Here is a 17956-nt window from a genome sequence, read left to right on the forward strand (position 1 = left end):
CAATCGGCCGGAAACCCGCACCACATCTACTTCTCCACCGCCTCGACACCACCGCCTCAACCTGCGTTTCGGCGCTGCGTCGTGCAGCGAGGGGCGAACTATAGGTGGGTTCCACGCACTTGGCAACACCTTTCTCGTGTCTAACTGATGACGGAACCATGAAGAATCCGCGCCAGCCCAGTCTGCGCCTAGGATTTCCGGCCTAAAGCGACCCAAGAAATGGCGTTCAGGATACCCGAGCCAGAAACTCGGGTATTCCCTAAATCACCTCAGTCCGCCCTGCTTACTGGTGCTTGAAGGCCGGTGCGCGCTTCTCTACGAACGCGCGCATGCCTTCTTTCTGGTCTTCTGTGGCGAATGTGGCGTGGAACAGGCGCCGCTCCAAGTGCACACCCTCGCTGAGCGAAGTCTCGTAGGCCGCGTTGATCGACTCCTTGATCATCATGACCGTGGGCAGGGAGAAGCCTGCAATGGTTTCGGCGGCCTGGATAGCCTCGTCGAGCAGCTTTTCAGCGGGGATGACGCGCGAAACCAGGCCAGCGCGCTCGGCTTCTTCGGCGCCCATCATGCGGGCAGTCAAGCAGAGGTCCATGGCTTTCGCCTTGGAGACCGCGCGCGGCAGGCGCTGCGTGCCGCCAGCGCCAGGCATGGTGCCGAGCTTGATCTCGGGCTGGCCGAATTTGGCGGTATCGGCCGCCAGGATGATGTCGCACATCATGGCCAACTCGCAGCCGCCGCCCAGGGCGTAGCCGGCCACCGCGGCAATCACCGGCTTGCGGATGCGGCGGATGGTCTCCCAGTTGCGCGTGATGTATTCATTCTTATAGACCGTAGCGAAGTCGTATTCGGCCATGGCGCCGATGTCGGCCCCGGCGGCAAATGCCTTCTCGCTGCCGGTGATGACGATGGCACCAATGTTGGCATCCGCATCGAAGGCCAACAGCGCTGCACCCAGCTCGTCCATGAGCGCGTCATTGAGCGCGTTCAGCGCCTTGGGGCGATTGAGCGTAACAAGACCAACACGACCGCGTGTTTCGACCAGAATGTTTTCGTAGGACATGGAAGCTCCAGTTGGAATGCATGTAATATTAGCCGACCAACCGGTCGGTTAATCAATCAACCTGTGACCGAGGAGGAGACAAGATCATGACGAGTCCCAGCATTCTGCTCGACTGGCACGACCGCGTGGCCACCATCACGCTGAACCGGCCGGACCAGCTCAACAGCTTCACGGCCGGCATGCACCGGGAACTGCGCGATGCGCTGGACAAGGTGGAACGCCAGCAGGCGCGGGCGCTAATCCTGACGGGCGCAGGACGCGGCTTCTGCGCGGGGCAGGATCTTTCGGAACTCAATTTCACGCCCGGGCAGATGACCGACCTAGGCCAGCTGATCGACGAGCAGTTCAACCCGTTGGTGCGCCGCCTGCGTGCCCTCCCCCTACCCGTCATTGCCGCAGTAAACGGTGTGGCAGCCGGTGCAGGCGCCAACCTGGCACTGGCGTGCGACATCGTGATGGCCGCTGAGAGCGCCTGCTTCCTGCAGGCGTTTGTGAAGATCGGCCTGCTGCCGGATTCGGGCGGCACGTGGTTCCTGCCGCAGCGCATCGGTGTGGCGCGGGCAATGGGGCTGGCAATGCTGGGCGAGAAGCTCGACGCCAAGACTGCGTTGTCCTGGGGGCTGATCTGGGGCGTCTATCACGACGCCAAGATCCTGATGACCGAGGTGCAGGCCATGGCCGATCACTTGTCCAAGCAGCCGACCCGAGCGCTGGCCGCCATCAAGCGCGCCATGCATGCGGCGCCCACGCAGTCGCTCGACGCCCAGCTTGATCTGGAGCGCGACCTGCAGCGGGAGCTTGGCAACTCGCACGACTACGCCGAAGGCGTGAACGCCTTCCTTCACAAGCGCCCCGCCCACTTCACCGGCGAATAAAGGAACCCGCGTGACCGAGACCGCCCTTCAGGATGCACAGGCGCTGGCTGAAGCCGCCAGCAAGAGCATGTATGACGCCGATGCCTGCACCCGCTGGCTCGGCATGCGCATTGAGGCAGTCGGCCCCGGCTACGCGCGCCTGTCCATGACCGTGCGGCCCGAATTCCTCAACGGGCATCGCACGTGTCACGGCGGGCTGATTTTCACGCTGGCCGATTCGGCCTTTGCGTTTGCCTGCAACAGCCACAATCACAACACGGTCGCGGCAGGCTGCAGCGTCGAATTCCTGCGCCCGGCGCACGGTGGCGATGTGCTGACAGCCGAGGCGACCGAGCAGGTCCTGTCCGGCCGGCACGGCGTTTATGACGTGCGCGTGTCCAACCAAGCCGGTGAGGTGGTTGCCCTATTCCGCGGCAAGTCTGCGCAGATTCGCGGCCACGTCATTCCCGTCCCTGATAGCACTGAACAGTAAGCCGCGATTCACCCTCTATATAGAGCCCCGAAGGCAACGCCACCACTAGAGGGCGCCGCATGACGACGCCCCAAGGAGACCGCTATGCGCCCCCGCTCGACCGACCTGCCGCTCGACCCGATCGAAACCGCCAGCCGTGACGCCATCCAGGCGCTGCAGCTCGACCGGCTGAAGCACAGCCTGGCCCACGCGTATGAGAACGTGCCGGCGTATCGGGCCAAGTTTGAGGCGGCGGGCGTGCATCCGTCGGAGCTGCAGTCGCTGGCGGATCTGGCGAAGTTTCCATTCACGACCAAGGCCGATTTGCGCGACAACTACCCGTTCGGGATGTTTGCCGTGCCGCAGGATCGCGTAGCGCGCATCCACGCCTCGTCAGGCACGACGGGCAAACCCACCGTGGTCGGCTATACGCTGGCGGACATCGACACCTGGGCCGGGCTGGTGGCGCGCTCCATTCGCGCGGCGGGCGCGCGGCGCGGCGACAAGGTCCACGTGAGCTACGGTTACGGCCTCTTCACAGGCGGCCTGGGCGCGCACTACGGCGTGGAACGCGCGGGGCTCACCGCCATCCCCTTCGGTGGCGGGCAGACCGAGCGGCAGGTGCAGCTCATCTGCGATTTCCAGCCGCAGATCATCATGGTGACGCCCAGCTACATGCTGGCGATTGCCGATGAGTTCGAACGGCAAGGCATGGACCCAGCCGCATCGAGCCTGCAGATCGGCATCTTCGGCGCAGAGCCGTGGACACCCGAGATGCGCGCGGCCATCGAGGCGCGCATGGGGCTTTCGGCTGTGGATATCTATGGCCTGTCGGAAGTGATGGGCCCAGGTGTCGCCAGCGAATGCGCCGAAACCAAGGACGGCCCAACGATCTGGGAAGATCACTTCTACCCCGAAATCATCGACCCGAACACCGGCGAAGTTTTGCCCGACGGCGAATTTGGCGAACTGGTGTTCACCTCGCTGACCAAGGAAGCGATGCCGGTGGTGCGCTACCGCACGCGCGACCTGACGCGCCTGCTGCCCGGCACGGCGCGCCCGGGCTTCCGCCGCATGGAGAAGATCACCGGCCGCTGCGACGACATGATGATCGTGCGCGGCGTGAACGTGTTTCCTTCACAGATCGAGGAATTGATCCTCAAACACGCGGCGCTGTCACCGCATTACCAATGCGTGCTGACTAAGGAAGGCCCGCTGGATACGCTGACAGTGAAAGTAGAAGCGGCGCTGGGCGCCTCGGCGGACGTGGCCGCCCAATCGGCCAGCGGGCAATTGGCGCACGACATCAAGTCGCTGATTGGCGTGACGGCCACGATCGAGATTCTGACGACCGGCGGGATAGAGCGTTCGGTCGGGAAAGCGCGCCGCGTGGTGGATTTGCGGCGCGGTTAGCTTGAGGCGTTAGCGGGTAGCAACACCAACACTGCCGCCCTTCGGCACCAGCACCCACAGCCGGCCGGCCTGCTTCATGCGCCCGGCCAGATCGCCCGCGGCGTCGCCGTGCCCAAAGTAGTAGTCGGCTCGCACGGCGCCGCGAATGGCAGAGCCCACGTCCTGCGCAAACACCAGCTTTTGGATTGGCTCTGTCGACAGCGGCTTGGTGGTCGACAGGAACACCGGCGACCCCAGCGGGATGAACGTCGGGTCCACCGCAATCGAGCGCTCATCCGTCAGTGGCACGCCCAGCTTGCCGATGGGGCCGGCAGTGTTGCCGGGGGTTTCCGCAAAGAAGACGTAGCGCGGGTTGATGTTGAGCATTTCTTCGACACGGCCCGGGTTGGCGCGCGCCCACGCCTTGATGCCCTGCATGGTCGCCTGCACGGGCGTGATTTCGCCCTGATCGAGCAGCCAGCGCGCGAACGAGCGGAACGGCTGGTTGTTGGTGCCGCCCACGCCCAGGCGCATGATGCCGCCCTCTTCCAGCTGGACCTGGCCCGAGCCCTGAATCTGCAGGAAGGCCGCCTCCACCGGGTCATCCACCCATACGACTTCCTGGCCCTGCAGCGCGGGGCTGCGGATCAACTGCGCACGCGCCGGCAGCGTCTTGCCGCGCCACGCGGCGGGCATGCGGTACAGCGGGGTCTGATAGATGCCGTGGCGGGTGCGTGAGCCGCGCAGCAGCGGTTCGTAGTAACCGGTGACCAAGCCACTGTCGGTGCCGTCATCCTTCACCACGCGATATGGCGTGAAGTTCTCCTCAAAGAAGACGCGCATGGCGATCGGGTCGCCCGCGTCGACCATCAGGCCGGCGGCACACACGCGTGCCCACTCGGCGCGGCGCTTCATGGCCTGACAGTTCGATTGCAGTGCGGGCCACGCGGAGGCGAGATCGTCCGTCGTCCAGCCCGTCACGTCAGCCCAGTTGGCCTGGTCCAGATGACCGCCGAGCGTGCCGGTAGGCGGCTGCGGCGTTTCGACGCGCGGCGGCGGACCGCTGGTACACGCCGCGAGCAAAACGGCGACCAGCGCGGCGGCCAGCCCGGCCCATCCGCGTCGGGGAGCCGTACGGACCGGCGTCAATGCATCCAAGGTTGCTGCTGTCATGCCTGTTTCATCCTATCCGGCGAGGTGGGGGGCTTGGCTACAATGCCGGCACCCGCGCTTTTTGCCTCGACCATGAGCGAATTCTTTGAAAACCATCCGATGATGCTGTTCGGCCTGGAGGCCGGCGTGGCGCTGCTCCTGCTGATCTTCATCGTGATCTGGACCATGTCCGGTGCCAAGAAGCATCCGCGCCCGCTGCGTGCCCCACCCGAGCATCCATCGCGCCAGGGCGGACCCGTCCCAAGCGCGCCATCGGAATCGACCGAAGCCGCGCAAAAAGATTCGCGGCCGGCCAAACCCGACGCATCCTGATCAGTGCAGCATGCGCGGCATCACCAGTGCAAACTCGGGGATCGGCGCCTCGAAGCGGTGACCGTCTTCGGCCACGCAGAAGTATTCGCCGCGCATCGTACCCACGGGCGTCTTGATGGTCGCCCAACTCGTGTACTCGAACGACTCACCCGGTGGTAGCAGCGGCTGATGGCCGACCACGCCCAGGCCGCTGACTTCCTGTACCTGATCGTCGGCATCTGTAATCACCCAATGGCGCGAGATCAGCTGGCTCGGCACATCGCCGGTATTGCGGATGGTGATGGTGTAGGCAAACGCATAGTTACCTTGTTCCGGCTCGGATTGCTCCGACAGATAGCGCGCCCGGACCTGGACGGTGAGTTCGTAGCTCGGCATGACGATCCACTATAAGAATGGCGCCCATTGTGCGGCATGGCCGTGGCAGCGGCAAGGCATGAGCCAGTGCCGTCTATCGGTAGGCTGATCCGGCTAAAATAGCGCCCTTCCTTGCGCATTCGCGTGCACGTTCGCGCGCCTTATCCGTCTCTCACCATGCCCGCAGCCATCGATCCGTCCGGTTTCCGCATCGCCCCGTCCATCCTGTCCGCCGACTTTGCCCGCCTGGGCGAAGAAGTGCGCCGCGTGCTCGAATCGGGCGCCGACTGGATCCATTTCGATGTGATGGACAACCACTACGTGCCGAATCTGACCGTCGGCCCGCTGGTGTGCGAAGCCATTCGTCCGCACGCGCAGAAAGACGGCAAGCCGGTGCCGATCGACGTGCACCTGATGGTGAGCCCGGTCGATCGCATCATCCCCGACTTTGCCAAGGCTGGCGCCGATCTGATCACCTTCCACCCGGAAGCATCGGAGCACATCGACCGCTCGCTGGCACTGATCCGTGACAACGGCTGCAAGGCCGGACTGGTGTTCAACCCGGCCACGCCGCTGCACTACCTGGACCACGTGATGGATCGCCTGGACATGGTGCTGATCATGTCGGTCAACCCCGGCTTTGGCGGCCAATCGTTCATTCCCGAGGCGCTGAACAAGCTGCGCACCGTGCGCCAGAAGCTGGATGCGTACCAGGAAAAGACCGGCCGCAAGATCCTGCTGGAAATCGACGGTGGCGTAAAAGCAGACAACATCGCCGAGATTGCCAAGGCAGGCGCCGATACGTTCGTCGCCGGTTCGGCCGTGTTCGGCAAGCCGGATGCGGACGGCGGCTATCGCGGCACGGTGGGCGCGCTGCGCCAGGCCCTGGCCAGCCTGTCGTGATGACGGGCACCTTGCCAGACGTGCTACCTGCGGGCCCCATCCGCGCCGTCATCATCGATCTGGACGGGACGATGGTCGACACGGCGGGCGACTTCCACGCCGCCATCAACGCGATGCTGGAAGCGCTCGGCGCCACGCCGGACATGCCGATTGACGAAGTCGTCAGTTACGTCGGCAAGGGTTCGGAGAATCTCGTGCGGCGCGTGCTCGATGCGCGTCTGCCGCCGGCGCAGGCCAACAGCCGCTTCGCCGAAGCGCTGGACGCCTACCAACGCGCCTATATCGCCATCAACGGCCAGTATGCGAACGTCTATGACGGCGTACGCGAAGGGCTGGCCGCGCTGCGCGACATGGGCCTCGCCCTGGCGTGCGTGACGAACAAGCCACACGATTTCACGCGGCCGCTGCTGGCGCAGTTGGGTCTGGACGCGTATTTCGACCTCGTCTACCCGGGCGACGCCTTCCCCTATCGCAAGCCCGATCCGTACCCCATGCTGCGTGTGGCGGAGGCGTTTGGCGTGATTCCGGCTGAAGTCGTGGCCATTGGCGACTCGGAAAACGACGCCCGCGCGGCCCGCGCCGCCGGCATGCGCGTGCTGGCCGTGCCGTATGGCTACAACCACGGCCAGCCTATACAGCACGCCGGAGCCGATGCTATAGTCGACACACTTTTTGCGGCAGCGCAGCTGATTCAGCCCTACGCTGAGCCACACAACGCATTCTCTGCCGCTTCCAACTGACGATCCATGTTCCTGAATCGCAAACGCGTCGACGCTGGTGGTGACCGGGGGGCCTGGCCCTGGCGGCCCTGGCACGCCCTCGTCCGGGCGTAAGCGTTTGCACGGCTGCTGATCGTTTTCCCTCGGTTTCGGCACTCGGCGCGTCACGAGCGCGCCGCCCAAACCACCGCTGCATCTCCCGCCTCAAACGCTGACCGCCCGCCGGTCTTCCGTTGGCATCCGCTTTCGGACGACTCTTGCGGGACCGCACGGTCGCATTTACGACATTCGCGCGTTCCCATCCCTGATGTTCTGCTAACGTTCCGACGGCATCATTGACGCTCTTGCGTTTGCCGTGGAGCCAACGCATGCCGGCGAGCGCACCCCGCCTGCCTGGCGAATCGACCTGACCGCTCATGACCGAACTCGAATTCAAATCGCTGGCCGACCAGGGCTACAACCGCATTCCGCTGATTGCCGAGGCGCTGGCCGACCTGGAGACGCCGCTGTCGCTGTACCTGAAGCTGGCGCAATCGCATGACCGCGGCACGCACACCTTCCTGCTGGAATCGGTGGTGGGCGGCGAGCGCTTCGGGCGCTACTCGTTCATCGGCCTGCACGCGCACACGCTGCTGCGCGTGACCGGCAACCGCACCGAAGTGGTGACCGATGGCAAGGTCGTCGAGACGCACGAGGGCAACCCGCTGGACTTCATCGCCGCGTTCGAGCGCCGTCAGAAAGTGGCGCTGCGCCCGGGGCTGCCGCGCTTCTGCGGTGGCCTGGCTGGCTACTTCGGCTACGACGCCGTGCGCTTCATCGAACCGCGCCTGGCTGACAGCGCCCCGCCGGACGACCTGCAACTGCCCGACATCCAGCTCATGCTGTGCGAAGAGCTGGCCGTGATCGACAACCTGTCGGGCAAGCTCTATCTGATCGTCTACGCCGATCCGGCCAAGCCCGAGGCGTATTCGCGCGCCAAGCAGCGCCTGCGCGCGCTGCGTACCAAGCTGCACCAGCCGGTGGATGTGCCGGTCACATCTGCTTCGGTGCGCACCGACTCCATCCGCGAGTTCGACAAGGCCGACTACATCAGCGCCGTGCTCAAGGCCAAGGAGTACATCGCCGCCGGCGACATGATGCAGGTGCAGGTCGGCCAGCGCATCGTCAAGCCGTTCCGCGATGCGCCGCTCTCGCTGTATCGCGCACTGCGCTCGCTGAACCCGTCGCCGTATATGTATTTCTACAACTTCGGCGATATGCAGATCGTTGGAGCCTCGCCGGAAATCCTGGTGCGCCAGGAAGAGCGCCGCATTCCATCCACCAGCGCCGAAGCCAACAACGGCAATGGCAATGGCAATAACGCCGACGAATCCGCCCGCATCGTGACGATCCGCCCGCTGGCCGGCACCCGCCCGCGCGGCAACACGCCCGAGCGCGATGCTGAACTCGCCACCGAACTGCTCAACGACCCGAAGGAGATCGCCGAGCACGTCATGCTGATCGACCTGGCGCGCAATGACATCGGCCGCATCGCCGAGGTTGGCTCGGTCAAGGTGACGGACCAGATGGTCATCGAGAAGTATTCCCACGTGCAGCACATCGTCAGCTCGGTCGAGGGGCGGCTGAAGCCCGGCATGACCAATATGGACGTGCTGCGCGCGACCTTCCCTGCCGGCACGCTCTCGGGGGCACCCAAAGTGCGCGCAATGGAGATCATCGACGAGTTGGAGCCCGTCAAGCGCGGCATATACGGCGGCGCAGTGGGCTATCTCTCGTTCTCGGGCGAGATGGATCTGGCGATCGCCATCCGCACCGGCATCATCAAGGACGGCAACCTCTACGTGCAGGCGGCAGCCGGTGTCGTCGCCGATTCCGACCCGGATGCCGAATGGAGAGAAACCGAACACAAGGCGCGCGCCGTGCTGCGTGCCGCCGAGCAGGTGCAAGACGGCCTTGACGCCGATTTCTATTGAGAGGCCAAGGAGACCAACATGCTGCTGATGATCGACAACTACGACTCCTTCACCTACAACATCGTCCAATACTTCGGCGAGCTCGGCCAAGACGTGCACACCGTTCGCAACGACGAGATCACGATCGAGGAGATCGAGAAGCTCAATCCCGAGCGCATCTGCCTGTCGCCTGGGCCCTGCACGCCGACGGAAGCCGGCATCCTCGTCCCGGCGCTCAAGCACTTTGCGGGGCGCGTACCCATCCTGGGCGTGTGCCTCGGGCATCAGGCGATTGGTGATGCGTTCGGCGGCCGCGTGATCCGCGCGCAGAAGGTAATGCACGGCAAGGTCAGCACCATCGAGAACACTGGCGTGGGCGTGTTCACCAACCTGCCGCGCCACTTCAAGGTGACGCGCTACCACTCGCTGGCGATCGAGCGCGAGACGCTGCCCGACTGCTTGGAAGTGACCGCCTGGACCGACGACGGCGAAATCATGGGTGTGCGCCACAAGACGCTGCCCATCGAAGGTGTGCAGTTCCACCCGGAGTCGATCCTGTCGGAACACGGCCACGCGCTGCTCGGCAACTTCCTGAAGGAACGCGTCTGATGCGCTGCGTGTGCGCGGTGGTGATCGCGATGCTGGCAAGCCTGCCGGCAATGGCTGGCACCCTGGAAGCCTGCCGTGCCGCCCAACCGGAAGCGGGTGATGTTGCTCGCTGCGTGCAGGCGGCGCGCAAGGCGGCGCAGATGGAACTGACTGCGGCTGAATCAACGCGCCGCACCGCACTGCGCGCCCGTATTGCCACCAACAACGGTACGGACCGTGGCGCCGCGATGGCCTTCGACCGCACCGTGCGCGCACACCAACTCTATCGGCAGGCCGAATGCGACCTGTCCCGCCGCCTGGCCCGCAATGCGCCCGATGCCGACCTGGCAGAAGCCGCATGCGAGGCCGATCTCTCGCGCGAGCGCATCGGCGCCCTGCGCGAGGCTGCAGCACCGGCAACCCCGACCGCAGCTCCGGCGCTCAACTGAATACGGAATCACCATGACCATTTCACCGCAAGAAGCGCTCACCCGCTGTATCGAGCACCGAGAAATCTTCCACGACGAAATGCTGCACCTGATGCGGCTGATCATGCGCGGCGAGATGTCGCCCGTCATGGCCGCGGCCATCACCATGGGGCTGCGCGTCAAAAAAGAGACCATCGGCGAAATCGCGGCCGCTGCCACCGTGATGCGTGAGTTCGCCACCAAGGTCGAGGTGCCGGCTGAGGTGTCCGATCACTTTGTCGACATCGTCGGCACGGGCGGCGACGGCGCCAACACGTTCAACATTTCCACCGCATCAATGTTCGTGGCGGCCGCAGCCGGTGCGCGCATCGCCAAGCACGGCGGACGCGGTGTCAGCTCCAAGTCGGGCAGCGCCGATGTGCTCGAAGCGCTGGGCGTGAACATCATGCTCACGCCCGAACAGGTGGCCGAATCCATCGAGACAGCCGGCATCGGCTTCATGTTTGCACCCAACCACCACCCGGCCATGAAGAATGTCGCCCCGATCCGCAAGGAACTGGGTGTGCGCACGATCTTCAACATCCTTGGACCGCTCACCAACCCGGCTGGCGCGCCGAACATCCTGATGGGCGTGTTCCACCCGGATCTGGTCGGCATTCAGGTGCGCGTGATGCAGCGCCTGGGGGCGAAGCACGCCGTGGTGGTCTACGGCAAGGACGGCATGGACGAGGTGTCGCTGGGCGCTGCTACGCTCGTCGGCGAACTGAAGGACGGCGAGGTGCGCGAGTACGAAATCCACCCGGAAGACTTTGGCATGCAGATGGTTTCCAACCGCAGCCTGAAGGTGGCCGACGCGGAAGAATCCAAAGCGATGCTGATCGACGCGCTGGAAAACAAGCCCGGCACCCCGCGCGAGATCGTCTCGCTGAATGCGGGTGCAGCACTGTATGCGGCCAACATCGCCGGCTCCATTGAGGACGGCATGAAGCTGGCACGCGAGGCCATCGCTTCGGGCGCGGCACGCGCCAAGCTCGACGAACTCGTGCGCGTCACCAACCAGTTCAAAGCCTAAGCCAGTTCATCCATGTCTGACATCCTGCAAAAAATCCTGGCCGTCAAGGCCGAAGAAGTGGCCGCTGCGCGCAAGCACCGCGACCTCGCCAGCGTGCGCGCCGAGGCTGAAGCCAACCGCACCGACAGCACGCTGGGCCCGCGCGGCTTTGCCAAGGCCGTGCGCGACAAGATCGCCGCCGGCCACGCTGCCGTCATCGCCGAGGTGAAGAAGGCGTCGCCGTCCAAAGGCGTGCTGCGCCCGAACTTCAAGCCCGCTGACATCGCCCGCAGCTATACGGAGCACGGCGCCGCGTGCCTGTCCGTCCTGACCGACGAGCAGTTCTTCCTGGGCCATGCCGACTACCTGCAAGAAGCCCGCGCCGCCTGTGCATTGCCTGTCCTGCGCAAGGACTTCATGGTCGATCTGTACCAGGTGTACGAAGCACGCTCGTGGGGTGCGGACTGCATCCTGCTGATCGTTGCCGCGCTGGACCAGGGGCTGATGGTCGAACTCGAAGCCTGTGCACTCGAACTCGGCATGGACGTGCTGGTGGAAGTGCACGACGGCCACGAACTGGACCGCGCGCTGCGCCTGCAAACGCCGCTGGTTGGCGTGAACAACCGCAACCTGCGCACGTTCGAAACCTCGCTCGACACCACGATCGGCCTGCTCAAGCACATGCCGGACGATCGCATTGTCGTGACCGAATCGGGCATCCTCGTGCAGGACGACGTGCGCAAGATGCGCGCCGCCGCCGTCAACGCCTTCCTCGTCGGCGAAGCCTTCATGCGCGCGGACGATCCTGGCGCCGAGCTGGCCCGCCTGTTTGCTTGATCGCCGCACGCAATGGCCCGTGAGATTGAATTGAAGTTGGCCGTACCGGCCGGTGCGCACGACGTGCTGGTCGGATGGCTGGATGCGCACGCCCAAGCGGTGGGCTCGGTGGAGCTGGCGAACGTGTACTACGATACGCCCGATCAGGCACTGGCACGCAATCGTGCCGCGCTACGCGTGCGCCGTCACGGTAATCAGTGGCTGCAAACGCTCAAAACCGCAGCAGTGAGTACGGCTGGTTTGAGCGCCCGCCACGAATGGGAAGTGCCGCTGACGAGCGATGCGCTGTCGGTTGACGCCTTCGCCGCCAACAACGCCGCCGAAGCCGCCGACTACGTGCGCCCGCACGCCGATCGCCTCGCCCCGCTGTTCCGCACCGACTTCACGCGCCGCCTGTGGCACGCCGCGGCTGACGGCGGCGAAATCGAGATTGCGCTGGACGCCGGCGCCATCCTGATCCCCGGCACCGATGCACGCGAGTCCATCCACGAGTTGGAACTCGAATGGAAACCGGCCGCCAGCAGCACGCTCAGCGAAGACGCGATTGCCGAGCACCTGCACGCCTGGACGCGGACACTGCGTGCCGCTGTACCCGGCCTGGCGCCGCTCGACATCAGCAAGGCGCAGCGCGGCTATCAGTTGCGCGCAACGGCTACCGGAGATCACGCATGAAGCGCCGAGCCGATCCCGCCCAAAGCGCCCTCTTCGACGAGCCCGCCGCTGAAACACCCGCAGGTGACTTCGTCCCACTCGCGGCCCAATTCGACGCGCTGCCCGACGACTGGAAAACCCTCCTCACGCCCTGCATCGCGCAGGCCAATTGGCCCGAACTGTGTGCCTTCGTGGATGGCGAACGCGCGGCGGGCAAGCCGATCTTCCCGACCGATGTGTTTCGCGCCCTGCACCTGACATCGGTGGACGATGCGCGCGTCGTCATCCTCGGCCAGGACCCGTATCACGGCACGGGCACCGTCGATGGCCGCGAGATTCCGCAGGCGCATGGACTGGCGTTCTCGGTGCCGGCCGGCGTGCGCGTGCCGCCGAGCCTGCGCAACATCTACAAGGAAATCGAAGCGGAATTCGGCCAGAAGCTGCCGAGCGCTTCAGGCAACCTGGAAGGCTGGTCGCAGCAAGGCGTGCTGTTGCTCAACACGGTGCTCACCGTCGAGCAAGGCCAAGCCGCCAGCCATGCCAAACGCGGTTGGGAACGCATCACCGATTGCCTGCTGGAACATCTGGCGCGCGTTGGTCACAAGCGTGTGTTCATGCTGTGGGGCAGCCACGCGCAGGCCAAGCGGGCGTTGTTGCATGACGCGCAAATGGGGCATCTCGTACTGGAGGCGCCGCACCCGTCGCCGCTATCGGCGCATCGTGGGTTCCTGGGGTGTGGGCATTTCAAGGCGGCGAATGCATGGCTGGCGGCACACAGCCAACCGGCGATTGATTGGTTGCGGCCACAAGCCGATTGAGTTCGCGCACGGACCTCAAACCTGCGGCCTGGCACGTCCAACGTCCGATGCCGGACCGTCTGACCTCCGACATCGGACCTGAAACCCTCGCGCATGCACCTTTTAGGTGCAAAGCCGGACCTTCCAACCTCCGGTGTTGCTGCTTGGAGGTCCTACATTGGACCTCAAAGGTCCGGCTCTGAACCTTTGACCTCCGACACCGGAGGGCTTCGTGTGCGGCGGCCGACCTTTGACGTCCGACGCTGGACCTTCAAGCTCCGGGGCCCTAATCCCGCGACACCCGCAGCGCCCGCCCCAACGCCCCACACCGCAGCGCGATCTTGGCCGTATCCGCCCGCAGCGCCTGCAGGCGCCGCTCCAGCAGGTGCATGGCGGACAGCGAATCCGCTTCCGTCGCGGCGTCGACCATGCGCGAGCGCGCAGCCTGATCAGCAAAGTCGGCGGCGCCGAGTTCCTGCGTGTCGCGCGGGCGTACGCCCCAGCCACCTTCGTGCACAGCTTGGTCGAAGCGCTCCTTCGCACGCGTGAGGCTTTCGAGCGCGGCCTCGGCGGTCTGCTCGACCAGGGCTCGCGTCTCGGCCTCGTCCAGCTCCTGCGTGCGTTGGCGCACCAGGATGCGCACTGCCGCCACGTGCGCGGCCACCAGGTAGTTCTGCACGATGAAGCGGTTCAAGTTATCCACAGCGCGGTGGCGGCTCTTGGGCTCGTCGAGCATGCGCGCGAAGGCGGAGATCAATCCGGTCAGCGATTCCATGTACTGCTTGCGCTGCACGCGATAGGCGAAATCGTCCTTGAGCGTACCGAGCAGCAGGTCGCGCGCTGCCTCGATAAACCGCCGATTGGTGCGCAGCACGTCATCCACCAGCTTGGGTAGGTTGCGGTATTCCCAGGCGGGCAGCACGTAGCTGAAGGCGGTGGCGATGGCCGCGCCGATCAACGTATCGACCAGCCGCTCGCCGATGGCGCCCTTGCTGCCGGGCAGCAGCAGGTTGATCTGGATGAGCACCTGCACGCACGCGGCAATGGCCGTGTAGCGGTACTTGATGGTGACAAACGCGGCGCTGGCGGCGGTGGACAGATACAGCACGCCCATCAGAATCCAGGTCGAATGGGTGAACCGTAGAATCACCGCCGCGATCACGCAGCCGATGAGCGTGCCGAGCACCCGGTCGAAATTGCGCTGGCGCGTCATGCTGAACGTCGGCTTGAGGATCACGACGATGGTCAGCAAGACCCAGTAGCCATGTGAGGAGTACGGCAGGTGGTCGGCAATCCACAGCCCAGCAGCGACCGCCATCGAGATGCGCAGCGCGAAGCGCAGCACCGGCGAGCGCCACGTCAGCTCCTCCAGCACCAGCCGCAGCTCGTACTTCTGGCGCGTCAGGAACGGCGTCATGTCCGGGCGCAGCAGCACCTTGGACAACTCCACCGGTGTGGCCGTGGCCGCGTGCAGTTGCGCCATCAGGCGGATCGCGCCGCGCACGGTGGCAATCGACTCCTCCAGCGCGGCAATGGCCTCGATTGGAATGCCGTGGTGACCGTGCTGCACGTCATTGAACGCGGCGTCGATGGCAGCCATCTCCTGCTCATACGACATGGGCGTAGGTGACGCACGGTCGCGGCCCACGGCGTAGGCGACGCCTTCGATGTCCTGGCGCAGGCGCTCAATGATCCCGTGCAGCAGGCGCAGGATCTCGGCGTCCGCCAGATACTGGCGCAGCAGCGGGTAGTCGGTGTTGGATGACAGCAGGTACTCGTAGATGTCGAGCATCCGCATGTGGATCTGCACGAGGCGCCCATCACTGGCCGTGCGGTTGTCGCGGAAGACAAAGTCGCGCGCCACCTGCTGCTTGTCGGCCACCGAAATCTGCTGGCGCACAAGCGCGTTGAACTGCTCGTCGAAATCCTTGGAGGCGTCGTAGAAGCCGGCCTTACGTTCGACGTACACGGCCAGCTCGTACAGGCACTCGGCCAGCACCTGCTCCTTGATGCGGCGCCGCTGGCCCCACGCCACCGCCATCGCAAAGGCCATGTAGCCCATGGCGCCGAGGAAGAACTGCACGGTGTGTTCCACCGCTTCGCGGAAGGCGAACTCCTCGGTAAACGTGAGCGTCATGACGAACAGCGCCGCAAACTGCAGCGGCATCGTCTTGTTACCGTACGCCACCATCATGCCGGCCAGGAAGGTCACCAGCACGAGCACCACCGGCAGGACGGCGTAGGGCGTGGCCACCGCCACGATGAAGGTGACAGCCGTGGTCAGCAGCACGCACGCCATCATTTCGTTGAACTTGTGCCGCAGCGGGCTGGGCAAGTCCATCAGGCTGGTGCACAGCGCACCGATCGACACCACCATCGCGCCCTGCAGATCCATCACCAGCAGCGCGAGCAGCGTCAGGCCGATCACGCCGGTGGCAGTGCGGATGCCGCGCGATACGTAGTGGCTGTAGAGAAAGGTGCGTGGGTCGTGGGCGTAGTCCATCGGCTGCGCGGATCAGGCGGCCGACTTGCCGCGTGCGGCGCGCGGTTCACGCACAACCTTGCGGCCGGCGGCGCGCTTGCCCAGCCATGCCGAGCGCAGCGGCGACGGGTCGGACGCCAGCGCCAACGTGAACTGCGGTGTGGCGTCAGTGGCGAGCGTCACGTCCAGCGCCATGAGCTCATCGCGGCGGAACACGTGCACGGACACCGTATCGCCGGCGCGATGCCGCGCCAGGGTCTTGTCGAGCTGACCAGCCGGCACGCGCAGGCCGTCCACCGCGACGATCAGGTCGCCGGCGGACAAGCCGGCACGCTGCGCCGGGCTGCCGTCGAATACCTGCTGCAGCTTGACGAAGCCGTTCTCGGCGCCCGATTTGACGCCCAGGGCAAGTGCCGTCTCGGCCGCCTTGCGCGTTGCGCTCACGCCCATCGCCTTGAACAGCGCGGGCAGCGGTGGATCGTCGCGCCCTTCGGTCAACTGGCGCACCAGCGTGCGCAGGCGCAGGCCGGTGATCTCTTCCATCAGGGCGGTCAACCCGGCTTCAGTCACGCCGCGCTGCGTGTGGCCGGCGGCATAGAAGTCGCGGCCGTACGTCACCCACAGGGCGCGCATCACGTCGTCGAGCGAACGCTCGCCGTCGGTCTGCGTGCGGATGGTCAAGTCCAGCGCCAGCGCCACGAGCGAGCCCTTGGTGTAGTAGCTGACGATGGCGTTGGGGGCGTTCTCGTCCTGGCGGTAGTACTTCGTCCACGCGTCGAACGAGCTTTCGGCCACGCTCTGCTTCAGGCGGCCGCTGCCGCGCAGCACGCCGTTCCATGTCTTGGCGACCATCTCCAGGTACTGCGCCTCGGAGATCAAACCCGAGCGCACCAGCATCAGGTCGTCGTAGTAGCTGGTGAAGCCTTCGAACAGCCACAGCAGCGGCGTGTGCACCTCGCGGTCGAGCGCATACGGCACGAAGGTAGCCGGCTTGATGCGCTTGACGTTCCAGGTGTGGAAATACTCGTGGCTGACGAGGCCGAGGAAGGTGCGATAGCCCTCGGTGGTCTCATCGCGGCCGGTCACGGGCAGGTCATTGCGTGCGCACATCAGCGCGGTGCTGGCGCGGTGTTCCAGGCCGCCATAGCCGTCGGTCGTGACCATCGTCATGAAGACGTAGCGGCGGTTGCTGTCGAGGAACGGGGCGGTGGCAGTCTGCGGCTCGAACAGGCGGATCTGTGCTTCACAGATGCGCTTGAAATCCCGCGCGATGCGCTCCAGATCGAGGTTCGGCACGCGGCCGGTGAAGACGGCATCGTGCTGCGCACCGCAGGCCTCGAACGAGACCATCTCGAAGGTGCCCATCTCGACCGGGTGGTCGATCAGCTCGTCGTAGTTGGCGGCTTCGTACCAGCCGAAACCGTAGCGCTTGGCGCCAGCCTTGCCCTGGATACGGCCGGTGGCCTCGCGCAGCGCGGTGGCCACACGCCAGCTACGGTAGGCGTCCCCTGCGGGCGGCTGGATGTCGATCAGGCAACGCTGATCGTCCGCGCCTTCCACACGCAGGAAGACCGATGTGCCGTTGAAGAAGCCGTGCGTCGCGTCCAGGTGCGCGGCCCGCACCGACAGGTCCCACGCGTAGACGTCGTACGAAACCGTCAGCGGCCCGCTGCACGGTGTAGCCCACCAGGTGTCCTTGTCGACCTTGGTCAGGCGCACCGGCTTGTTGTCACCCGATAGACCCGACGACGCCTCGATGCGCACGATGTTGCGCGCAAACTCCCGGATCATGTAGCTGCCCGGAATCCACGCCGGCAGCGAGAAACGCTGCCCCTGTGGATCTGGCGAATCGACCGTGACGGTGACGGTGAAAACATGCGCCTCGGGCGCGGCGGGGGCGATGGTGTAGCGGATCGGCTTCATGGCGGACA

Annotated in this window: 18 protein-coding genes; 13 read left to right on the forward strand and 5 right to left on the reverse strand. The window is 65.2% G+C overall.

Annotated elements, in window-relative coordinates:
* Positions 1 to 283: 283 nt before the first annotated feature.
* Positions 284 to 1060, reverse strand: a complete 777-nt coding sequence (locus R2N11_RS21260; RefSeq protein WP_316682295.1) for an enoyl-CoA hydratase — start codon at positions 1058 to 1060, stop codon at positions 284 to 286.
* Positions 1061 to 1146: 86 nt separating this feature from the next.
* Here R2N11_RS21260 and paaG point away from each other — a divergent pair, with 86 nt between their 5' ends.
* From paaG to paaK, 3 genes are all read left to right on the forward strand, one after another.
* Positions 1147 to 1935 carry a 2-(1,2-epoxy-1,2-dihydrophenyl)acetyl-CoA isomerase PaaG gene (gene paaG, locus R2N11_RS21265; protein ID WP_199032294.1) on the forward strand — a complete coding sequence of 263 codons (789 nt, stop codon included), beginning with the start codon at positions 1147 to 1149 and terminating at the stop codon, positions 1933 to 1935.
* 67 nt (positions 1936 to 2002) lie between these two features.
* Entirely contained in the window at positions 2003 to 2407 is a 405-nt protein-coding gene (gene paaI, locus R2N11_RS21270) for a hydroxyphenylacetyl-CoA thioesterase PaaI (RefSeq protein WP_233177106.1), read from the forward strand.
* A gap of 84 nt (positions 2408 to 2491) precedes the next feature.
* Positions 2492 to 3799 (forward strand): phenylacetate--CoA ligase PaaK, encoded by a 1308-nt coding sequence (paaK, locus tag R2N11_RS21275; protein ID WP_316682296.1) that lies wholly within the window; start codon positions 2492 to 2494, stop codon positions 3797 to 3799.
* A gap of 9 nt (positions 3800 to 3808) precedes the next feature.
* On the opposite strand, the gene mltA is transcribed toward paaK, so the two are convergent.
* A complete protein-coding gene (mltA, locus tag R2N11_RS21280; protein ID WP_199032297.1) occupies positions 3809 to 4951 on the reverse strand; it encodes a murein transglycosylase A in 1143 nt (380 codons plus the stop codon).
* A gap of 72 nt (positions 4952 to 5023) precedes the next feature.
* Here mltA and R2N11_RS21285 point away from each other — a divergent pair, with 72 nt between their 5' ends.
* A complete protein-coding gene (locus R2N11_RS21285) occupies positions 5024 to 5263 on the forward strand; it encodes a hypothetical protein (protein WP_199032298.1) in 240 nt (79 codons plus the stop codon).
* Here the strand turns inward: R2N11_RS21285 and apaG are convergent, their stop codons facing one another.
* On the reverse strand, positions 5264 to 5638 hold the full coding sequence (apaG, locus tag R2N11_RS21290; RefSeq protein ID WP_021197406.1) for a Co2+/Mg2+ efflux protein ApaG: 375 nt from the start codon (positions 5636 to 5638) through the stop codon (positions 5264 to 5266). It abuts the gene before it with no gap.
* Positions 5639 to 5794: 156 nt separating this feature from the next.
* On the opposite strand from apaG, the gene rpe reads away from it, so the two are divergent.
* From rpe to R2N11_RS21335, 9 genes are all read left to right on the forward strand, one after another.
* Positions 5795 to 6520, forward strand: coding sequence for a ribulose-phosphate 3-epimerase (gene rpe, locus R2N11_RS21295; protein ID WP_316682297.1), 726 nt, complete (start codon positions 5795 to 5797; stop codon positions 6518 to 6520).
* The gene (locus tag R2N11_RS21300) at positions 6520 to 7260 is read left to right on the forward strand and encodes a phosphoglycolate phosphatase (protein WP_316682298.1); all 741 of its coding nucleotides are present in this window, start codon (positions 6520 to 6522) and stop codon (positions 7258 to 7260) included. Before rpe ends, R2N11_RS21300 begins: the two co-directional genes overlap by 1 nt.
* 395 nt (positions 7261 to 7655) lie before the next feature.
* Positions 7656 to 9212, forward strand: a complete 1557-nt coding sequence (locus R2N11_RS21305; protein WP_316682299.1) for an anthranilate synthase component I family protein — start codon at positions 7656 to 7658, stop codon at positions 9210 to 9212.
* Positions 9213 to 9230: 18 nt separating this feature from the next.
* Positions 9231 to 9800 (forward strand): aminodeoxychorismate/anthranilate synthase component II, encoded by a 570-nt coding sequence (locus R2N11_RS21310; protein WP_199032302.1) that lies wholly within the window; start codon positions 9231 to 9233, stop codon positions 9798 to 9800.
* Positions 9800 to 10228: a lysozyme inhibitor LprI family protein gene (locus R2N11_RS21315; protein ID WP_316682300.1), complete on the forward strand. Its 429-nt coding sequence runs from the start codon at positions 9800 to 9802 to the stop codon at positions 10226 to 10228. The genes R2N11_RS21310 and R2N11_RS21315 overlap by 1 nt, the downstream gene beginning before the upstream one ends.
* Before the next feature lie 13 nt (positions 10229 to 10241).
* Entirely contained in the window at positions 10242 to 11279 is a 1038-nt protein-coding gene (gene trpD, locus R2N11_RS21320) for an anthranilate phosphoribosyltransferase (RefSeq protein WP_199032303.1), read from the forward strand.
* Positions 11280 to 11291: 12 nt separating this feature from the next.
* Entirely contained in the window at positions 11292 to 12095 is an 804-nt protein-coding gene (gene trpC / locus R2N11_RS21325; protein ID WP_316682301.1) for an indole-3-glycerol phosphate synthase TrpC, read from the forward strand.
* 12 nt (positions 12096 to 12107) lie between these two features.
* Positions 12108 to 12767 (forward strand): CYTH domain-containing protein, encoded by a 660-nt coding sequence (locus tag R2N11_RS21330; RefSeq protein ID WP_316682303.1) that lies wholly within the window; start codon positions 12108 to 12110, stop codon positions 12765 to 12767.
* Positions 12764 to 13564 (forward strand): uracil-DNA glycosylase, encoded by an 801-nt coding sequence (locus tag R2N11_RS21335; RefSeq protein WP_316682304.1) that lies wholly within the window; start codon positions 12764 to 12766, stop codon positions 13562 to 13564. The genes R2N11_RS21330 and R2N11_RS21335 overlap by 4 nt, the downstream gene beginning before the upstream one ends.
* 265 nt (positions 13565 to 13829) lie before the next feature.
* Here the strand turns inward: R2N11_RS21335 and R2N11_RS21340 are convergent, their stop codons facing one another.
* Together R2N11_RS21340 and R2N11_RS21345 are read right to left on the reverse strand one after the other, a co-directional pair.
* Positions 13830 to 16046, reverse strand: coding sequence for an FUSC family protein (locus tag R2N11_RS21340; protein WP_316682305.1), 2217 nt, complete (start codon positions 16044 to 16046; stop codon positions 13830 to 13832).
* A gap of 12 nt (positions 16047 to 16058) precedes the next feature.
* Positions 16059 to 17948 carry a M61 family metallopeptidase gene (locus R2N11_RS21345; RefSeq protein WP_316682377.1) on the reverse strand — a complete coding sequence of 630 codons (1890 nt, stop codon included), beginning with the start codon at positions 17946 to 17948 and terminating at the stop codon, positions 16059 to 16061.
* Positions 17949 to 17956 lie beyond the last annotated feature (8 nt).

The organism is Ralstonia flaminis (assembly GCF_958415495.1).
Taxonomy (GTDB): domain Bacteria; phylum Pseudomonadota; class Gammaproteobacteria; order Burkholderiales; family Burkholderiaceae; genus Ralstonia; species Ralstonia flaminis.

What these genes read in the sequence shown, in the direction of transcription:
- paaG (WP_199032294.1), top strand. Translation starts at nt 1,147, where the DNA reads ATGACGAGTCCCAGCATTCTGCTCGACTGGCACGACCGCGTGGCCACC.
- R2N11_RS21300 (WP_316682298.1), top strand. Translation starts at nt 6,520, where the DNA reads ATGACGGGCACCTTGCCAGACGTGCTACCTGCGGGCCCCATCCGCGCC.
- R2N11_RS21310 (WP_199032302.1), top strand. Translation starts at nt 9,231, where the DNA reads ATGCTGCTGATGATCGACAACTACGACTCCTTCACCTACAACATCGTC.
- R2N11_RS21335 (WP_316682304.1), top strand. Translation starts at nt 12,764, where the DNA reads ATGAAGCGCCGAGCCGATCCCGCCCAAAGCGCCCTCTTCGACGAGCCC.
- R2N11_RS21345 (WP_316682377.1), bottom strand. Translation starts at nt 17,948, where the DNA reads ATGAAGCCGATCCGCTACACCATCGCCCCCGCCGCGCCCGAGGCGCAT.
- mltA (WP_199032297.1), bottom strand. Translation starts at nt 4,951, where the DNA reads ATGACAGCAGCAACCTTGGATGCATTGACGCCGGTCCGTACGGCTCCC.
- R2N11_RS21305 (WP_316682299.1), top strand. Translation starts at nt 7,656, where the DNA reads ATGACCGAACTCGAATTCAAATCGCTGGCCGACCAGGGCTACAACCGC.
- rpe (WP_316682297.1), top strand. Translation starts at nt 5,795, where the DNA reads ATGCCCGCAGCCATCGATCCGTCCGGTTTCCGCATCGCCCCGTCCATC.
- R2N11_RS21315 (WP_316682300.1), top strand. Translation starts at nt 9,800, where the DNA reads ATGCGCTGCGTGTGCGCGGTGGTGATCGCGATGCTGGCAAGCCTGCCG.
- paaK (WP_316682296.1), top strand. Translation starts at nt 2,492, where the DNA reads ATGCGCCCCCGCTCGACCGACCTGCCGCTCGACCCGATCGAAACCGCC.
- paaI (WP_233177106.1), top strand. Translation starts at nt 2,003, where the DNA reads ATGTATGACGCCGATGCCTGCACCCGCTGGCTCGGCATGCGCATTGAG.
- R2N11_RS21285 (WP_199032298.1), top strand. Translation starts at nt 5,024, where the DNA reads ATGAGCGAATTCTTTGAAAACCATCCGATGATGCTGTTCGGCCTGGAG.
- R2N11_RS21330 (WP_316682303.1), top strand. Translation starts at nt 12,108, where the DNA reads ATGGCCCGTGAGATTGAATTGAAGTTGGCCGTACCGGCCGGTGCGCAC.
- R2N11_RS21260 (WP_316682295.1), bottom strand. Translation starts at nt 1,060, where the DNA reads ATGTCCTACGAAAACATTCTGGTCGAAACACGCGGTCGTGTTGGTCTT.
- apaG (WP_021197406.1), bottom strand. Translation starts at nt 5,638, where the DNA reads ATGCCGAGCTACGAACTCACCGTCCAGGTCCGGGCGCGCTATCTGTCG.
- trpC (WP_316682301.1), top strand. Translation starts at nt 11,292, where the DNA reads ATGTCTGACATCCTGCAAAAAATCCTGGCCGTCAAGGCCGAAGAAGTG.
- R2N11_RS21340 (WP_316682305.1), bottom strand. Translation starts at nt 16,046, where the DNA reads ATGGACTACGCCCACGACCCACGCACCTTTCTCTACAGCCACTACGTA.
- trpD (WP_199032303.1), top strand. Translation starts at nt 10,242, where the DNA reads ATGACCATTTCACCGCAAGAAGCGCTCACCCGCTGTATCGAGCACCGA.